At 47.2% G+C, this 18,934-nt stretch carries 14 protein-coding genes and 1 pseudogene; 13 read left to right on the top strand and 2 right to left on the bottom strand.

The genetic code is table 11. From position 1 onward, the window contains the following. Positions 1-61 precede the first annotated feature (61 nt). The 3 genes from FE296_RS22750 (at position 62) to FE296_RS22740 (ending at position 3,936) form a co-directional block, all read left to right on the top strand. The gene (locus tag FE296_RS22750) at positions 62-1,582 is read left to right on the top strand and encodes a nucleotide sugar dehydrogenase (RefSeq protein ID WP_223869022.1); all 1,521 of its coding nucleotides are present in this window, start codon (positions 62-64) and stop codon (positions 1,580-1,582) included. After that, complete coding sequence (locus FE296_RS22745; RefSeq protein WP_150366440.1) at positions 1,569-2,315, top strand: class I SAM-dependent methyltransferase; 747 nt, start codon at positions 1,569-1,571, stop codon at positions 2,313-2,315. The genes FE296_RS22750 and FE296_RS22745 overlap by 14 nt, the downstream gene beginning before the upstream one ends. Positions 2,316-2,805: 490 nt before the next feature. After that, positions 2,806-3,936: a glycosyltransferase family 2 protein gene (locus FE296_RS22740; protein ID WP_150366439.1), complete on the top strand. Its 1,131-nt coding sequence runs from the start codon at positions 2,806-2,808 to the stop codon at positions 3,934-3,936. Between the two features lie 545 nt (positions 3,937-4,481). Here the strand turns inward: FE296_RS22740 and FE296_RS22735 are convergent. Together FE296_RS22735 and FE296_RS22730 are read right to left on the bottom strand one after the other, a co-directional pair. Continuing rightward, positions 4,482-5,006 (bottom strand): DUF5412 family protein, encoded by a 525-nt coding sequence (locus FE296_RS22735; protein WP_150366438.1) that lies wholly within the window; start codon positions 5,004-5,006, stop codon positions 4,482-4,484. Between the two features lie 24 nt (positions 5,007-5,030). Then, positions 5,031-5,924: an AraC family transcriptional regulator gene (locus tag FE296_RS22730; RefSeq protein ID WP_150366437.1), complete on the bottom strand. Its 894-nt coding sequence runs from the start codon at positions 5,922-5,924 to the stop codon at positions 5,031-5,033. 114 nt (positions 5,925-6,038) lie between these two features. Between FE296_RS22730 and FE296_RS22725 the strand changes: the two genes are divergently transcribed. From FE296_RS22725 to FE296_RS22680, 10 genes and pseudogenes are all read left to right on the top strand, one after another. After that, positions 6,039-7,859, top strand: a complete 1,821-nt coding sequence (locus FE296_RS22725) for an ABC transporter ATP-binding protein (RefSeq protein WP_190945464.1) — start codon at positions 6,039-6,041, stop codon at positions 7,857-7,859. Further along, positions 7,852-9,816 carry an ABC transporter ATP-binding protein gene (locus tag FE296_RS22720; protein WP_150366435.1) on the top strand — a complete coding sequence of 655 codons (1,965 nt, stop codon included), beginning with the start codon at positions 7,852-7,854 and terminating at the stop codon, positions 9,814-9,816. Before FE296_RS22725 ends, FE296_RS22720 begins: the two co-directional genes overlap by 8 nt. Positions 9,817-9,912: 96 nt before the next feature. Then, positions 9,913-10,779 (top strand): annotated as a pseudogene (locus FE296_RS22715) (Rpn family recombination-promoting nuclease/putative transposase). 343 nt (positions 10,780-11,122) lie between these two features. Then, complete coding sequence (gene recQ, locus FE296_RS22710) at positions 11,123-13,003, top strand: DNA helicase RecQ (protein WP_150366434.1); 1,881 nt, start codon at positions 11,123-11,125, stop codon at positions 13,001-13,003. Between the two features lie 525 nt (positions 13,004-13,528). Then, entirely contained in the window at positions 13,529-15,571 is a 2,043-nt protein-coding gene (locus FE296_RS22705; RefSeq protein ID WP_150366433.1) for a B12-binding domain-containing radical SAM protein, read from the top strand. Positions 15,572-15,840: 269 nt separating this feature from the next. After that, positions 15,841-16,386 carry a tyrosine-type recombinase/integrase gene (locus FE296_RS22700; protein WP_223869003.1) on the top strand — a complete coding sequence of 182 codons (546 nt, stop codon included), beginning with the start codon at positions 15,841-15,843 and terminating at the stop codon, positions 16,384-16,386. Positions 16,387-16,588: 202 nt separating this feature from the next. Then, positions 16,589-17,206 carry a bis(5'-nucleosyl)-tetraphosphatase (symmetrical) YqeK gene (gene yqeK, locus FE296_RS22695; protein ID WP_150366432.1) on the top strand — a complete coding sequence of 206 codons (618 nt, stop codon included), beginning with the start codon at positions 16,589-16,591 and terminating at the stop codon, positions 17,204-17,206. 216 nt (positions 17,207-17,422) lie between these two features. Further along, the gene (locus FE296_RS22690) at positions 17,423-18,001 is read left to right on the top strand and encodes a histidine phosphatase family protein (protein WP_150366658.1); all 579 of its coding nucleotides are present in this window, start codon (positions 17,423-17,425) and stop codon (positions 17,999-18,001) included. Positions 18,002-18,256: 255 nt separating this feature from the next. Further along, positions 18,257-18,499 carry a hypothetical protein gene (locus FE296_RS22685; protein WP_150366657.1) on the top strand — a complete coding sequence of 81 codons (243 nt, stop codon included), beginning with the start codon at positions 18,257-18,259 and terminating at the stop codon, positions 18,497-18,499. Beyond that, positions 18,500-18,877 carry a retropepsin-like aspartic protease gene (locus FE296_RS22680; protein ID WP_124113507.1) on the top strand — a complete coding sequence of 126 codons (378 nt, stop codon included), beginning with the start codon at positions 18,500-18,502 and terminating at the stop codon, positions 18,875-18,877. It abuts the gene before it with no gap. Positions 18,878-18,934 lie beyond the last annotated feature (57 nt).

Genomic DNA, 18,934 nt, shown 5'->3' with positions numbered 1-18,934 from the left:
GTCTCAAAACTCGTTCGGAGTTTTCAGATACACCCACCGAAGGGAGGCGGAGCGTTTGGAGGTGGAAGGAATGGAAGAGATTCATCGGCACGACCAGCACGAAGGAAATGAAGAGTTACAGCAACGTACCCTAATACAACATATTAATGATCGCTCCCTGAAGGCTGTTGTCATCGGTCTAGGTTATGTGGGTTTACCCATGGCCGTAGAGATGGCACAGGCAGGTTATCAAGTCCACGGAATTGACATCGATACTGCCAAGGTAGCCAAGCTGAACGCCGGGAATTCGTATGTCATAGGTATAGAAGATGATGTTGTGCAGTCTCTGATGCGGGCAGGTTTGTTCACGGCCAGCACGGATTATGCAGCAGTGGCGCAGGCCAATGTCATTGTAATCTGTGTGCCCACCCCTCTGACCGCTGAGCATCAACCGGATATCTCGTATATCTCGGCGGCGGTGGATGGCATGACTCCGGTTTTGCAGGAAGGCAGCCTTGTTATATTGGAAAGCACGACCTATCCGGGCACGACGGAGGAACGCGTGAAACAACCAATTGAAGCGGCAAACGGCTGGCGAGCTGGAGAAGAGTTCTTCGTCTGTTATTCTCCAGAGCGGGTAGATCCGGGCAGTGTGCATTATGGTGTGAAAAATACCCCGAAGATTATTGGCGGCTCTACACCCGCCTGTCTGAATTATGGTAAACAGTTCTATGGCTCGTTCCTCAACGAAGTTGTTCCGGTTAGTTCAACAACGGTTGCGGAGACGGCAAAGCTGTTCGAAAATACATTCCGCAGTGTCAACATTGCCCTTGTGAACGAGCTGACCCCAGCCTGTGAACAGATGGGGGTAAACATCTGGGAAGTGCTGAACGCGGCGGCAACGAAGCCATTTGGTTATATGCCATTCTATCCGGGTCCAGGCATTGGTGGGCACTGTATCCCGATCGATCCGATCTATCTGTCCTGGGCGGCAAATCGTCAGGGATCGGAGCTGCAATTCATCCAGCTGGCGGATGCAACCAATCGGCAAATGCCAGAGAGAGTGGTGAAGCGTGCCGCGGAGCTGCTGGAGCAGAATGGTGTATCTGTGCGGGGAGCACGTGTAGTACTGGCGGGTATGGCTTATAAAAAAGATATTGATGACTTGCGCGAATCGCCAGCATTGGATGTCTTCCGGCTGCTGAGCGCAGCGGGGGCAGAAGTGGTTTTCACCGATCCGATGGTGCCTGTCTTCCGTAAGGATGACGGTACGATGCTCCAGTCTCGGCCTGCTGTACCGGAATTGTGGACAGGAGCTGATCTGGTGATCATCACAACGGATCATTCGGGATTTGATTATCAGGAGATGGCAGATCATGCGAAGCTGATTTTCGATACACGTAACGCCACTGCCGGATGCCGCGGAGGAAATATTGTGGTGCTGGGCCAGCCTGTACGGCCTGAGGTGAAGGGAGTTCGCGAGCAACAGGAGATCGTAGCATGGGTTGGACAGAAAGAAATGGCAGTCGAGGATAGTGCAGCTCACCATGAAGGTGCCATCGATCCTGAAAAGGATCAGGGAGATGCTCATGGCAAATCATGATCGTGTAAGTGAACGTTACTATGGTGAGATTAACTCGGAAGATTCTCATGAAGCGACGAGAACACGTATCCACTGGATGTGCCGTGAAGCGACAGGCAAACGTATCCTGGATGTTGGGTGCAGTCAGGGTATTACGTCAATTCTGCTGGGCCGTGAAGGATTTCGTGTCACTGGCATTGATCTGGAGGAAGAGAGCATTAAGTATGCACAAGAAGAGCTTGCCAAAGAATCCAGGCCCGTCAGGAACAATGTGGATTTTCGGATGCTGGATATTACGCAATGGAAAGTCAGAACGACTTTTGACACGGTACTGCTTGGAGAAGTGTTGGAGCATTTTGCTCATCCAGAGACGTTATTGATTCAGATTCATCGGCTTTTGCAAGAAGAGGGGACGCTGGTTGTAACCGTGCCATATGGATATCATCCGTTCTATGATCACAAGCAGACCTTCTATGCAGGAAATCTGGCGATGTGTCTAATGCCATATTTCGAAGTCTTGAAACTGGAAGTTCATCATAAATATCTATGTTGCGTGGCCCGCAGACGGCGGAGAACACAGCTGCATATGTCGCCAACTTTAGATCAACTGATGGAGTGGATGGAGCTGGATCATGCACATTTTGTCGAGGTGGAACAACAGCATCTCCGCGTAATGAAACAGCGCAAGAAGGCACTGGACAGTGCGGTGGAGCAGGTGAAACGGCTTCGCCGTCAGGAGAGTGGGGAAGGGTAGCAGTGAAGGTAGGAACAGGGGCAGGGACAGGGACAGCGGCAAGGCGAGGATTCGGGCCACAAGAGCATCTTTTATCCCTCCCTGTTGTTTAGTGTGACGGCAGAGCTAGAGCTATTCTATATTCTAACGAATCTCAGCGACGCTATTTCATCCGAAAGCTGCGATAAACGACGAATGGATGCCTAAAATGCGGAAATAGTGTACGTCAGATTCGTTACATTATCCAAGTGGCTGAAATACACCATATAGCGTTACCTCAGTTCGTTAGCCACAGTGTAAATGAAATGAAGTCTTTATTGGACTTTGAGATTTGGAAAAATGAGCGTGTGAAAGCAGCCGCTTGTAGTGGTAGTGCTGATGATCTTGGATTACAAGTTACTCGCAAGTTTGAAGAGGATATTGGAGTGGCTTAGTACCCGTACCTAGCCAGTGAAGAACAGACCCGTTATGACATTTTGCAATACGCGTACGACAGGAAGGGGCTCAAAACGTGATCACCATCAGTCTGTGCATGATTGTGAAGAACGAGGAACGCACGCTAGCGCGCTGTCTCGACTCGGTTGCTGGCATCGCCGACGAGATCGTCATTGTGGATACCGGTTCATCAGATCGCACGATGGACATTGCTGCGCAGTACACCAACCAGGTCTACACGTATGAATGGGAGGAAGACTTTGCCGCAGCGCGGAATGAATCATTCGCCAAGGCCACGCAGGAGTATATCCTGTGGCTGGATGCGGATGATGTGCTGCTGCCCGCGGAACGGGCGAAGCTGGAGGTGTTGAAGCAGCAGCTTCCGTCCGGGGGGAAGACGGAAGCTGTGATCTTGAACTACACGCTGGCCGAGGGAGCGGAGGGGAGTCCACTTGTGACGGACCGACGCCTTCGCCTGGTCAAGCGGGATGCCGGGTGCCGCTGGCATGGCCGGCTGCACGAGCAGCTTAGCTTCCCGCGGGGCGAGGTCATTACGGCAGACATTGCCGTCACGCATCGCCGCGAAGCGGGACATCATTCGGCGCGAAACGTGCGCATTCTGCGCAAATGGATCGCCGAAGAGGGCGTAGCCCAAGGCCGCCTGCTGTTTTATTATGCAGGCGAATGTTATGACCGCCAGCGTTATGCGGCGGCGGTACGCGGGTACGCGAAGCTGCTGGAACAGCCAAGCGGTTACCGCGAGGATCGCCTGATTGCCTGCGCGCGGCTGGCAGAATGTTATGAACGACTGGGTGAGCCGGGCCGTAAGCTCGGCGCATTGCTGCAGTCTTTCCAGTATGATCTGCCGCATGCCGATTTCTGCTGCGCCATTGCTGCCTGTTTCCATGAACGGCATGAACCGGTCTCGGCGATCTACTGGTATATGCAGGCGGTGGACGTGAGCAGCCGCGATCCGGGTCTGCGCCCGGTGCCTATGGCTTGCCGTACATGGCTGCCACATGCTCGTTTATCCCTTTGTTATGCTCATCTGGGCAACTGGGAGCAGGCACTCATGCATAACACCAAAGCCCGTGAGTACTTGCCCAACGATCCCGGATTACTTGCCAATCGGCAGAAACTCGAAGTAGTGGTGCGCAAAGAGATGAAGGAGCGGGAAGAACGTGGTGAAGAGTCACCTCGTAAGTAGCGATACGAACTGGGGCAGATGAGGACAGAAACGTTTGAAGCGGGAAGAAGGAAGTAAGGCAAATAGATTGAAGCAGAAGTGAGAGGGCAACAAAAACGAATCGTTGCTGTAGGGTGCGATAGGACGGATCAGTGTGAAAATAAGGGTTGAGTGGAAATAGAGTGTAAGGCACAATTGTGAGCAGAAGCAGAAGCAGAAGCAGAAGCAGAAGCAGAAGCAGAAGCAGAAGCAGAAGCAGAAGCAGAAGCAGAAGCAGAATAGATATGATAGATAAATTATAATGCTGCATATGTTTTAAGTCCGATGGTTGCGAAGTTGTTAATGAACAAGAGTAGCCCCGCTTGACCGAAAGAGTCGGTGAGCGGGGCTTTTAATGCTTCTCGTGCTGCGTGTATCTCCTGCCATGGTGTAATGAAAGTAGCATTTGGTGAGATTTCTCACAAGGCATATGCATCGTGGAACTTCTGATGTGAGATGCAGTGAGTATTACGCGTCAAGATGAGACCTTCATTGCATAGGGCCGTCATTTTAGCTGCTAAGTTGCTTTATCTTTCGGGTGCCAAGCATCGCACATATTGGTCTTTCATCCGCAAGCTTTTGCACGCCCAGCCCCGTCCATCATATATTTCATCATCAATCTTGAGGGTAATGGTCTCATCCGTGTATTCATTCCAGTTTTCAATCCGGATTGTGTTTTCACTTTCCCATTCGAGATGGTTATTCCCGTGGTGCTCGGCACGATAGATCGTTTTTACCGTGGCGTCCTCAGGGGCATTTGTCTTCTTTACATCGACCCAGATCGTAACCCCGCCTGCGGCACCACCATAGGGCACACCGTAGATCGCGGCAGTATACTCACCATTCCGTGAAGGCATCGAATAGCTCAATTCCCCCTGTTCGGAACGGTCAAATGTGGAGAAGTATGGTCGGAGCCAGAAATACAGGAATAAGACAACGAACAGTACAAGAATTAACAATGTAAATGTAGTAAGAATAGGGTGTCTACGTATCCAAGGTTTGCGAGAATCTGTATGGGATGAACTTGAATTAGCTTGAGTATTTTGATCCATAAACATTGGACCTCCATTTGCAGCTTACAGTGAAATTTGCTTTGCAGGAATATAAATGTCCAACTCTCCGTAGTGGTCCTGAGCCAGACTGCCGTCAATTCTTTCAAAATAGTATGGATCACTCTTCTCGTACCCTGAATGGCTCTGCCAATATTCATCTATAAATGTCCAGACACTGTCCAGATGATCAATGTTGATCAGACTTGGATGGAAATCACAGACGAATTTGAATACGGCATACTGGTTGGCCGGGACCTCAATTCCGTCGAGTTCTTCAGGAATATGATCCAGACTGGTTACTTCTACAGACGGCTGATATGTACTGTAATCCTCGTTAATTTCATTGGTAAATCCGATATATACGTTGGGTTGCAGCACGTTAGGAATCGAATGAAAGTGTTTTTCAAAAAAGTCGTTGCCTGCTGAATTGGCTTCATAATGCTCTTCGTTATCTGCATACCGAATATGGGAACGCTGTCCGATGAGTTTCATGACCGGTTTTCGTACATACGTTGGTTTGAAAATATATCCATACGGAAGTATTGTGATCATGGATGAAGTCATACGAGCTGTGAATTCAAGGTCTCCAGCTCCCTGTTTGCGATACTGCAGGGGTGTAATGCCGAAGGCTTGTTTGAAAGCACGTATGTAGGATTGTTCATGTTCAAAAGCGTAATGTCCGCTGATATCGATAATTTTCCAGTTCAGATTCACCAATTGCTCCAGGCTGCGTGCCAATTTGCGTGAGCGAATGTATTCTCCAGGCAATTGTCCGCTTACATGTTTGAACATGCGATGCAGGTGGAATTTGGATATATGAGTCACAGATGCCAGATGATCCAGCGTTAATTTGTCTTGAATATGGTCTTCTATGTAGTCGAATAGCTTATCCAATGTGTCTAGCAAATCATATTGCATATCAATCTCCCTACTTCGAATAGTACTTCCAGCAATAAATGTTCATTTTTCCCTTATCACCGATGATATCATAACCAAGTACATAATTTAATGACAAGATTGGAGAAACCATCCATGTTAGCTGACAAAAGAACTTATTCAACGTTAGGCATGTTAACTCGATTATGGACATTAACGGGCAAGTACCGTATGTTCATCATTCTGTTGCTTTTCGCCGCATGTATGGTCTCCCTGATTGAGGTCGGTTATTTGGAATCGATCCGAAGACTGGTCAAAGGTGCTACCGAAGCACAGTTTTCGCTACTCTACTCAGGTTTAATCATAGGCGTTAGCATTGTAGTATTACGATTGATTGTAACCGCATTCATGACGAGGGTCGAGACGTTATTCCAGCAAAAGACATTATTGTCTGTGCAGTCTCTACTGCTCTCCTCCCTTGGTAACACAGAGACACGGGATCTGGAACATTATCATACGGGTGACCTAACCTCCAGGATATGGACTTCAGCCAAGGAAGCACAGAAGGGGATAAACCAACATGGTATTGAACTCGCAAAAAATATCATTCAACTGATTCTTGCCTTTGCTTACTTCAGTTGGGTGAACTTGCCGCTGTCGTTGGCTATCATTGCATTCACATTAATCTATCCTCTTGTAACGGTAGGACTTGGTAAACGTCTACAAAGACGGCATGATCAGTTGAATGCCAGCGCAGCTTCAAGAGATGAGATACTAACTGAGATCATCCAAGCCCCAGTTGAGATCCGAAGTTACGGACTCGCGGGTTATGTACACCATCATTTTAAAGATCGAATGGATCAAGTGTTCAGACATACGATGTCCGTATCTGTGTTACAACGTCTTTCGGAAGCAGCCGGACGGGTCTCGACGTATGGTGGCATGATTCTGATTCTCTATCTAGGCGGCATGCAGGTCCTGAATGGACATATGGATGTAGGAGGACTGGCAGCTTTTCTGGTAGCAAGCAGTCAATTAACTCGTCCGATTGAATCGTTATCTGGGTTGTGGAATGATTTTATTGGTTCAGCTTCCCATGCGTCCAGAATCTTTGAGGTGCTGGATTTGGAGAAAAAGAACACGGTTGCTAATACCAGTACAAATACATATGTACAGTCCGATACGCATTTGGGGCAGCTTGAAAAGCAATCTAAACTGGCTGGCATCAACGTACAGCATGTGTCTTATAAGTATGCAAAGCAAGAAGAAGTGTTAAGGGATATTACTTTTGAAGCCAAGAAAGGAAAGCTTACTGTAATTACAGGACCAAGTGGATGCGGGAAAACCACGTTATTGAAATTAATAGCCGGATTAGATACACCTGTTACTGGTTCGATTCAGGTCATGAATCAGAAGAATTCACTGAATGGTGTGAACGAAGTTCAGACAGCACATGTCAATCAGGTATATGTTCCGCAACAAGCCTTTATTTTCACAGGTACAGTGGAAGAGAATATTGTTTTTGGACAAGAGGAGATATCTGCCGAACAAGTAGAGGTTGTGGCCCACATGACTTATGCACATGACGCCATTATGCGTCAATCGCTCGGTTATGGGACAGAGCTTCAACCGCAAGGCGGGACAATGTCGGGTGGTGAGCTTCAGCGTATTAGTCTAGCAAGAGCGCTGCTGAGGCACCCGGATATTCTATTGTTGGATGAACCGACGTCATCTCAAGACCCGTGGCATGAGCAAAGATTGAATGATCTCTTTGCACGAATCACTGCTGACAAAGGCACAACGGTTATTGCAGTTACTCATCGATTATCGCTGATAGAACGGGCAGATCAGGTCATCTATATTCAGAAGGGACGCGTCGAAGATACGGGGACTCATCGAGAATTGCTGGATCGTCCAAACGGATATCGAAGTTATATTGCGGAGCAAGATACGGAAGTGGAGGAACAGCATGAGTAACAAGACCGAAGATGCAGCATATGCCGATGACGTTGAAATGAAAAGCAGTCATGAGAAAAGTGGAGCATATGAGATAAATGAAAATAATGAAATAGAAAATATCGAAAATGAAGCTCATCATCAGATGAACGAAAGTGATGTTCCAGATGACCCAAAACAAGCTGTATCATTAGCAACGGTATGGCCCGTTATTTATCGCTGGATGAAGCCTTATGGATTAGCTGTAGCGATTTTGCTCATTTTTATTGCAGCAGATGCGGTCTTCGATTGGGGACTTACCTTTGTACAGGGATTCTTTGTGGATGCCATTCATGATGGGGGACAGGAGCAGCTTAATGCTACGGCATTGATCTTTATCGCCATTCTGGCAGGGTTTATCATGTTGCTCGCGATGCATCGTTATGTGCTGGTATGGCTGAAGGAGTCAATGCAACGGGACATGTCGATGGATCTGTTGAAACTGTTGAACCGGATGCCCTATTCCTGGGTGCGCAGGCAGAAGTCCGGGGATGTGATGCTTCGCATCAAGGAAGACACGAAGCATGGTGCGGAAGTTGTGGAGGCCATTGCAGAGGGTGTTACGGTTGTATTCATCATTGCTCTATCGCTGGGATACTTGTACAGAGCAGATGCATGGGTTGCGGTTATTGCCTTGGTAAGTGCAGGGGCAATCTGGTTTACGGCGAGGTTGTATGATCAGCGGATTGTACATCTGTCCGATGAGGTCGAATCCAGAGAAGGCGAGTCCCAAGAACAGATCCAACAGTATGTTGAAGGGATACCTGTGATTCAGATGTATGATGCTTCACCGTGGTTTCTCGCTCGTTTTCGGACACAACAGCAATCACTGAATCGTGTTCAGGCTAAGTTACAGATGACCCTGAGCATGTCGGATAACGTGGCGATGGCGGTGTTTGGTCTGGCTCAATTGGCAGCGTTGTTCCTTATTGCTTTGTCAGCGGCTAGGGGAACTTTGTCTCCGGGCATGGTTGTTGCAAGTAGTCTGCTGTTTGAATTGGTGGTGTGGCCAGTACTCGGCTTGTCCAGCCAGTGGAGTCAGATGCAAGCCAGCGTGGGTGCATTTGGACGTATCTCTGCATGGTTGAAATTGGCGGAGAACAAGAAGACAGACGCATCTAATACTAAGCACGAGGAGCTTGCACAGGGAATTTGTAACCAAGATCAAGAGAGTACGCAAAAAGGGGCACATGAAAAGAACGAAATGGCTATGCTACGTCTTCAACAGGTTACGGTAACCGATGAAGACAGTGGTCGGAAGATTTTGGATCAGATTACGCTTAATCTGGTTCCTGGTGAACTGGTTGCGGTAGTTGGCGCCAGTGGTGCTGGCAAATCTACACTGTGCCAAGTGTGTGCAGGGCTGATCGAGCCAACAAACGGAAGCGTTTTGCTGGGTAATCAACATGTTGCAGAGTATATAGAGATAGATGACCAGTCCAGACTCACGTATATGCCGCAGATACCAACCTTCTTTTCAGGAACGATTGAGGACAATATCCGTCTGAATATAGACGCTACGTTGGACAGAGTGAAGCTTGCGGCAGAACAGGCTGATTTGCAAGAATACATTGAGGCTCAGGAAGGACAATACACATCAATATTGCAAGAGAAAGGCGCCAATTTATCTGGAGGACAACAGCAGCGACTGTCGCTGGCCAGGCTCTTTATGAGGTCATCCGATCTGTACATTCTGGACGAACCAACGTCATCCCTGGATATTCAGACAGAACAGAACGTGATGAATCACTTGCTGAACTTTATGAAAGGCAGCATAGGATTGCTTGTCACACATCGCATGGAGGTTGCTCGTCAGTGCTCCCGCATCCTTGTGATGGAACATGGCCGAATTGCCGAAGATGGAACGCATGAACAACTGATGCAGAGGAAAGGATTGTATTATCGTATGAATGCAAGAGCAACAGTTGTCAATGAGTGAGATCGGAGTTAGTTAATTCATACGGATATCGAAATGCATCCTGCTAATATCTACATCCGACATGGTATAATAGAAAGAAACGGAGTTGATGGTCAGATGTCTGATTTGCTCGATCCTCGGAACGATTTTGTTTTCAAGCGTATTTTTGGCAGTGAAGAAAATAAAGATGTCCTGCTGGTGTTCTTGAACCGGACGTTTGCAGAGTCGGGTGAGCAGCCACTGACAGAGATCGTACTTCTCAACCCGTAGACAAATAAAGATGCTCCACTCGATAAACAGTCCATATTTGATATTTGGGCGAAAACAGCTGAGGGTAAATTAATCAACATTGAGATGCAGTTATTTAATAAATATGATATTGAAAAGCGGACCCTATACTATTGGAGCAAGCGTTATTCCAGTCAGTTGCAGGAAGGCCAAACGTACAAGGAACTGAAAAAGTGTGTGACCATTAATATTTTAAATTACTCATTTATCGAAAATGAGCGTTATCATAATGTGTTTCATCTGAGGGAAGATCACAGCGGACTTGAACTGAGTGATGATCTTGAAGTGCATTTCATGGAGCTGTCCAAGCTGGACGATCAATCCGTTCCGATGGAAGGTGGGCTGATCAACTGGCTTTTGTTCCTGAAAGGTGCTGATAAATCCAATTGGGAGGTGTTGCAAATGAACGAACCTACTTTGAAGAAGGCAATGGATACGCTGGAGTTCTTGAGTCAGGATAGGGAAGCACGTCGTTTGTATGAAGAGCGTCAGAAGTATTTGCATGATGAAGCTTCGATGATAGAGTGGGCTACGGAAAAGGGAATGGAAAAAGGATTGGAAAAAGGGTTAGTTGAAGGCGAAAAAAGGAAGGCGATTGAAATTGCAAAAAATATGCTCTCATTCGGGATTGAAGTTTCAGTTATTGCCGAAACAAGTGGTCTAACTGTGTCTGAAGTTGAGGCGCTAAAAGATTAGCAAGTGTACTTTAATTCAAACAATCGTCTTGTCCCCAAAAAGGCATGCGATTGTTTTTAATTTGTCCTAGATTGTTAAATTACATCTGAATTTCCTCGCAATCTTTCCTATGACTCAGGTTATACCACTATTACACATTTGCAAAAGATTGTTTTACAGTAAAACGCGGTTGCTCATTCGGGGCTGGGCCGTTAAACTAAAGGGAGCGGCGTTTGCTTGACGGACAAGTCATGAGAACGCCATTTTGTTGTCAAGGATGCGGCATATGAGCCGCTTTCGGATGTCAGAATCGGATCGGACCAAGCTGGTGGAAGAACACCGGTGATAAGTAAGGAGTCTTTACATGAGTGTGCAAACACCAACATTAGAAGAAGCGCAGGGTCTCCTGCAAAAATATTATGGTTACCCCGACTTCCGTGAGGGACAGAAAAGGATCGTAGCCAGCCTGCTGGAACGCGAAGATACGCTTGGCATTATGCCAACCGGGGGCGGTAAGTCGATCTGTTATCAGATTCCCGCTCTGTTATATTCGGGACTGACACTTGTCGTCTCCCCGTTAATCTCATTAATGAAGGACCAGGTCGATGCGTTGACGACCGCCGGAATTGCTGCCGCGTATATTAATAGTACACTTAGCGGCAAAGAAGTGAATGATCGTATCCGCGCGGCGCAGCGCGGTGAGCTGAAATTGCTCTATGTCGCGCCTGAGCGACTGGAGCTGGATTGGTTCCGCGAGGAGATGGGCTATTTGCCGATCTCGTGCGTTGCTGTGGATGAGGCCCACTGTGTGTCACAGTGGGGGCATGATTTTCGGACAAGCTACCTTGCGGTAGCGCCGTTTGTGGACAGTTTGCCGGAGCGGCCGGTGGTTGCGGCCTTTACGGCTACAGCGACGCCCGAGGTCATGGGTGATATTCTGCGGCTGCTGCGTTTGCAGGACCCGCAGACGTATGTGACCGGACTTGGGCGGGATAATCTGGCGTTTAGCGTGCTGCGTGGCGAAAGCAAGAAGGACTTTGTCCTGAATTATGCGCGCGAGCATGCCAGCGAGCCAGGCATTGTGTATGCCGCGACCCGTAAGGACGTGGACGATCTGCATCAGCGTTTGTTGCAGGCGGGATTGCCCGCTGGGCGCTACCATGCCGGCATGACGGACGATGAACGGTCCCAGAGCCAGGAAGCTTTTTTGTACGATGATATCCGAGTGATGGTGGCGACCAATGCGTTCGGGATGGGGATTGATAAATCGAACGTGCGTTACGTTATTCATAACAGCATGCCGAAGAACATGGAGGCATATGTACAGGAAGCCGGACGTGCAGGCCGGGACGGCGAGCCCAGTCAGTGTATTCTGCTATTCGGGGCACAGGACATTATCACCCAGAAGTTCCTGATTGAACAGAATCCGATGGAGGGCGACCGCAAACAGAACGATTACCGGAAGTTGCAACAGATGGTGGATTACTGTTACACGACGCGTTGTCTGCGTAGTGCGCAGCTGGATTATTTCGGTGAGGTACATGACGACACGCCTTGCGGTATTTGCAGTTCCTGTACGGACGACCGTGAGCTGGTAGACATGACGATTGATGCTCAGAAAATATTCAGCTGCATTCACCGCATGCGTGAACGGTATGGTGTATCGCTGGTCGCTTCGGTGCTCAAAGGCTCCCGTGCCAAAAAAGTGCTCGATTACGGCTTCGATTCCCTGCCAACCTACGGCGTGATGGGAAATCGCACAGAGCGCGAGATATCGGAGATCATCAACGTGATGGTATCGGAAGGATATCTGATGCTGTCCGAGGGACAGTATCCGGTCGTGCGTTTACAGCCGCTCGCGGTGGAAGTGCTGAAGGGTCAACGTGAAGTGATGCAGCGTGTCGTCCGCAAGACAGTTGCGGCGGCTTCGGGTACAAACTATGGTGGACGTCGTGGACGCGATGCGATGCCATCTGCGGTTAACGAGACGGTATTTGAACAACTTCGTCTGATCCGGCGTGATCTGGCGGCGAAAGAGCATGTGCCGTCGTACATTATCTTCAATGACGCGACCCTGCGCGAGATGAGTGTGGTATGTCCACAGACGGAACGTGACATGCTGGATATCAAAGGGGTCGGTGAAGTCAAGTATCGCAAGTACGGACTGCCGTTCCTGGAGTTTTTCCAGAAGCAATCGGGTGAAGAAGTCGGTACGGATGATGATGCATTTTACGAGTTTGAGTAGTATGCAAAGGTATAATCAGATATGAGCAAGTTGGGATGAAGTGTGAATTGTGGTTACATTCGCGCTTTCAGGTCTTTGAGGCTCATGTGCGTAAAGCTTAATTGATTGTAGAGATGCTATATGTCTATCCAGAGGATATCTTCAAACCTGTCGAAAGCAGGAGCGCAATTAAGTTTGAAATGGAATTGGACTATAGTGTGTCTCTGCATTGTGGACAAATTAAGGTTAATTGTCTTTCAAAGGGTGGACATTAGCGTAAGAGCTGGTAGATGGCAGGATGTACTACATGTAGTTTAATTTTATTTGTTGTGTGCTGTATGTTGTGGTTTGGGTTTGGCGTGGTGTATATGTCTTTTTGAAAAGAGTGTCCACTCTTTGAAAGACAAAAGTTGGATATGTCCATGAGAGATGGAATGGCTAGTTCAAAAGAGGTTTAGATGAACAGTGTCCGGGGCAGGATGGCTGTGGAGCTTTACTTTTCCCAAAAAATATATGGTCTGGGTGTCCAGGCAAAGGTTGTGAACCATGAAGGTTATTCTTTCTACATTAAATGCAAAGTACATCCATACCTCCCTGGCCTTGCGTTGTCTGAAGGCATACAGTGAGAAGGATTTTGATATTGACCTGGCGGAGTATACGATCAAGGATCCAGTCATGAACATTGTGTCTGATCTGTACCAGCGCGGGGCGGACGTGATTGGTTTCTCGTGTTACATCTGGAACATTGAAGAGACGATCAAGGTCATTGATAATCTGAAAAAGGTTATGCCTGACGTGAAAATTTTGCTGGGCGGGCCGGAAGTGTCCTACGACACGGAATATTGGATGAACCGAATTCCCAATGTCGATTTCATCGTGATGGGTGAAGGGGAAGAGACGCTGCATCAGCTGTTGATGGAGCTGGAAGGAAGCAAGAAGTTCCACTTTGTCTATGGACTGGCGTATCGCAAAGGAGAAGAGGTTATTCTCATGCCAGGACGCCCGAAAGCGGACCTGAACGATCTGCCGTCACCGCATCGATTTGAAGAAGATATACCGGAGCTTGGGAAGCGTGTTGTTTATTTTGAGACGAGTCGGGGCTGTCCATTCAGTTGTCAGTTCTGTCTGTCCAGTATTGAGGTCGGCGTGCGGTATTATGATATTGAGCGGACAAAGTCGGACATTCTGTACCTGATTGAGAAGGGTGCGAAGCTGATCAAGTTTGTAGACCGGACGTTTAATATCAAACGGGATTATGCGCTCGAAATGTTCAAATTTCTGATCGAGAATCATCAGGGAACGGTGTTCCAGTTTGAAATTACAGCAGATATTATGCGTCCCGAAGTACTGGACTATCTGGCAGAGAATGCGCCACCGGGCACATTCCGCTTCGAGATCGGGGTTCAGTCCACGAATGATCCGACGAATGAACTGGTGAAACGCCGCCAGAACTTTACGAAGCTGAGCCGTACCGTGAACAAGGTGAAAGCCAGCGGCAAAATCGACCAGCATCTGGATCTCATCGCCGGACTGCCAGAGGAAGATTACAATACGTTCCGCAAGACGTTTAACGATGTATTTGCACTGGGGCCGGAAGAGCTTCAGCTCGGATTCCTCAAAATGCTGCGTGGTACAGGTCTGCGCCTGGATGCGGAAAAGTACAACTATACGTACATGGATCATGCGCCGTATGAGATTCTGGGCAGTGACGTGCTGCCGTTCAGTGACATCGTACGCTTGAAGCGGTTGGAAGATGTGCTGGAAAAATACTGGAACGCACACCGGATGGACCATACGCTGAAGTACCTGATGGAGCAGGAGTTCACCTCGCCGTTTGATTTCTTCCAGGCGTTTGGGGATTACTGGGAGGGTCAGGGTTGGCAGAAGATCGGTCACCAACTGGAGGATTTGTTCACTCGTCTGCACAGCTTCCTGGAGTCGCGGAATACGCCGCATATGGATATCGTGCTAGGTTTGATGAAGCTGGATTATTTCCTTGGCCACAAATACAAACCGCGCAAAATCTGGTGGGAAGATCCGCTCCAGAAAGACCAATGGGCTGGTTACATGAAAACGTTGGCTGAACGTCCGGAAGACGTTCGTCTGCCACGTGTTGCCGGTGCCGCTGGCACGGCATGGCTGGAAAGCAGCGGCACGGGTCCGAGTGCCGCTGTGGAAAGCTCGGCTGCTGCCGGGGAGAACTCTGCCGCAGATGCGGCGGGTGTGATCGGCAGCGAAGCCGGGGGTGAAGCGTCGCTCACTTCGGGCGACGCAACAGTGTCCGCCGCGGATGGAGCGGCGGACGGGGAAGACGGCAACGCTTCGCGTGCGTTGCCGATGACCTCGGCCATGACCGCACAGACGGTTATGGGTGCCCGTGCTTTCGCCGACCTTGGTCTCGGCGAAAAGGAACTGCAGAAGCACACCGTACTGGATGTGCTTCCGTTCCGGCTTGAGCGTGTGCTAGCTGGCGCCAGCCCGCTTGCCGCGAAAGGCCGGACGCTGCTGGTCGTAGTGTACCAGCAGCACGAAGGGCAGCAGGCGCAGTATTACACGCTGCCGCTGGGAGAAGAAGCCGCTGCCATGTAGGTGCAGCGGCCTGGGGAGAGCACCGCGATCAGTGACGCGGTGCCCCCTTGAGGTGCTGCCCTTTGGGCGCAGCAGCTCATCCTTACGCGGCTTGCTAATGCACAAGCCGCGCGCTGTTCTACTTTTTTTACAACAGCATATATGTTCCGAAAGCATCGGAAGGTCGTCTGATTCCCTAGTGGATGAAGAAGGGCCTTCCTTTTTGTTTTTGCGAATTTGGTTCAACAACATAACCTTTCCAAATGAAGGAGAGTTTCCTATGAATAAATATGCTACTACTGAACAGGCGATTACCAGAACTAAAGGTTCCGTTGAGTTACTACACCTCCATATCCCACACTCAATTGCTCAAATCGGTAACCAACCCTAAACATAAGGCCATTTTGTTTCTAACCTATTCTTCTGGACTTCGTGTAAGTGAAGTTGTTCGTCTACAGTGCAGCGATCTGGATATTGAAAGGCAAACACTCATCGTGAGACAGGGGAAGGGGCAAAAGGATCGGAGAACGATTCTATCGAGTCTAGCGTGGGATATGGTGCAGAAATACATCACTGAATATAGGCCAAGTCGTTGGCTCTTTCCAGGGCAAACTTCTGATCGGCATCTTACGAGCGGAGTGTGCAGAAGGTTTTCAGAAGAAGCTAGACAACGGGCAGGCATTGTGAAAAAGGTGAGTATTCATGTATTGAGACACTCTTTTGCTACTCATTTGTTGGAAAACGGAACAGACCTGTGCTATATTCAGGAGCTCCTTGGTCATACGAGTGCACGAACAACTCAGCGATATACGCATGTTAGTACGAAAAATATTTAGCGTATTCAGAGCCCGCTGGATCGTTTGGATCTTGGAGATTGAGTACGCCCATAAATCTACCTTTTTCACCAAATTCTTCTTCGCAAATACTACAGCATCGGTTATCATATACGTAGTTCACATATCAGAGAGGATCTGTGGTATTTACGAAGTGCATAAATAAGATGTTAGCAGAAATTAACGCAAAGGGGAACCCAAAAACATGAACACCATACTTGAACAGTTTGTGCCAAACTTTAAATTAACGAATGACCTAAAGTATGATATCCAGAAGTTTTTCACAATACATAATGACAAAGAAACATTGGAACATACATTGAGAGTCGCAGCTGAAGCAAGACGAGTTGCTCAATTATATAATGCAGATCCATTGAAAGCGGAGCAAGTAGGACTTCTTCATGATATAAGTAATGTCATTCCAGTGAAAGAAATGTTACATGTTTCAGAAGTGCTTTCAATAGAAATCTTGCCGGAAGAGAGAACTTATGCCCGAATCGTACATCAAAAGCTATCAAAAGCGATGGCTATTGAAATATTTAAAATTGATGATCAAGAAATGTTAAGTGCAATAGAGTGTCATACAACTATGAAGCCGCATTCCTCTTTATTGGATAAAGTCTTATTTATTTCTGATAAGATCTCATGGGAACTTCCAGGAGACCATCAATATTTGAAGGACATACGAACAAAAGTGGATGAACACAAAATAACAGAAGGAATACTAATCTATTTAAATAACATATGGGAACAAAGAGACAAATTGAAATTAGTCCATCCGTGGTTAATCAAAGCAAGAGAAGAACTTTTGAAGCAATTCTAAGATGACATTAACATCTGCTAATATCTCCACGCTTCGGGCCTGACGGCCCTCGGTCCGCTTGAAGCGATCGGCAGGGAAGCAGAATCAGCGGACACATCCGCACCGACTAACCGCATCGCGGCCGCTCCAGTTGGTCGCTTAAGTCGGTGGGACGTCGTGGATACAGGAACGTTATATGAAATCAGCGTAAATGCTTTAGAAAGGCAAAGTTTATATATGACAACAACCATTGGATTAATAAGGCATGGAATAACTGAATGGAACTCTCTCGGTAAGGCACAAGGTATTTCAAATATTCCATTAAATGAGGAAGGATTGGCACAGGCTATAGCAACTGCTAAAAGAGTTTATAGTGAACAATGGGATTTTATTTACTCGAGTGACTTAATAAGGGCTTTGCAAACAGCTGAAGTTATTAGTAATGCATTAGGAATAAATTCGGTAACTACTGATTACCGGTTAAGAGAAATTAACTGTGGTCAAATTGAAGGCACCACCGAAGAAGAGCGAATTATGAAATGGGGAACTGATTGGCGTTTGAAAAGTTTGGGAATGAAGCCTTTTGAGGAAGTTGCAAAACGTGGTATAGACTTTATTCGAGAAGTCAGTATTAAGTATCCGAATAAACGAATTCTAATAATTAGCCATGGAGCATTAATTGGACTGACACTACAACACTTATTTCCGAAGATCTTTACTAAAACAAATATAAAAAATACATCAATTACGATTATTAAACTGAATGAAAGAGAATGGGAATGCGTTCTATTCAATTGTACAAAGCATCTCGAATAAAAGAAAGATATTGTTAAGTATCTTTAAGAAGACGTTAATATCATATAACAACGCATTCACGAATCGTCCCGCAAGAGGGATTTCGGTGGAGTAGATTCAGCGGACAACCCTGCACTACCTAACCGCATCGCGGCCGCCCCTTCGGGGCTTAAGGTAGTGAGGGCTCGTGAATGTAACAACGTTAGGTGAAATTCCAGTGAGAGTTATAGGCTATGAGATGGTATAATATAACCATCAAACAGAGGAGGGAAAATGATGAAATGGCAAGATGTTCAACAAATTTTTCCGAATCAATTCGTCAAATTCGAAGTTCTTCATTCTGAAGAAACCGACAATCAAGAGATCATTGATGATGTGGCTGTGATTGGCCCGATCAGTGATGAAGAAGCGACTCGTGAATTATTGAACAGTAGAGACAAGACTTTGGTTTATCATACTTCCAAAGATCAAATCGTTGTGAAAGTACGGAAAAATCTAGGATTAAAGAGAAATCTTTAAATGAATATTGAATATAGAGATGGACTGTTATTTACGGAAATAACAGTCCATTTTAATAAGCAAAAGAAAGTGATATCGAACATTGTGATCGATACAGGAGCCAGTCACAGCTTGATTTCACAGGATGAAGTAGATGAGATTGGGATACAAGTGAGTATGGACGATGAAATCATAACCAGCTACGGGATTGGAGGTAAAGAGCATTCCTTCAGTAAGCGAATCGAGGAAATACAGGTAGGGGATTTTATTTTAAAGGATGTATACATAGATTTTACTTCATTTAAATATCACAACATTAACGGACTTTTGGGACTCGATATACTGACGGAAGGAGAATTTGCTATTGATCTAAAGGAATTTAAATTACTTCGTTCATGAGAGATAAAAGACGTATTGAATCTGAATCTATAAGAACGTTTACACTAGAAAGGAAGC

Source organism: Paenibacillus sp. UASWS1643, from assembly GCF_008693195.1.
Lineage (GTDB): Bacteria > Bacillota > Bacilli > Paenibacillales > Paenibacillaceae > Paenibacillus > Paenibacillus amylolyticus_B.
This window is presented reverse-complemented; position numbering and strand designations above follow the sequence as displayed.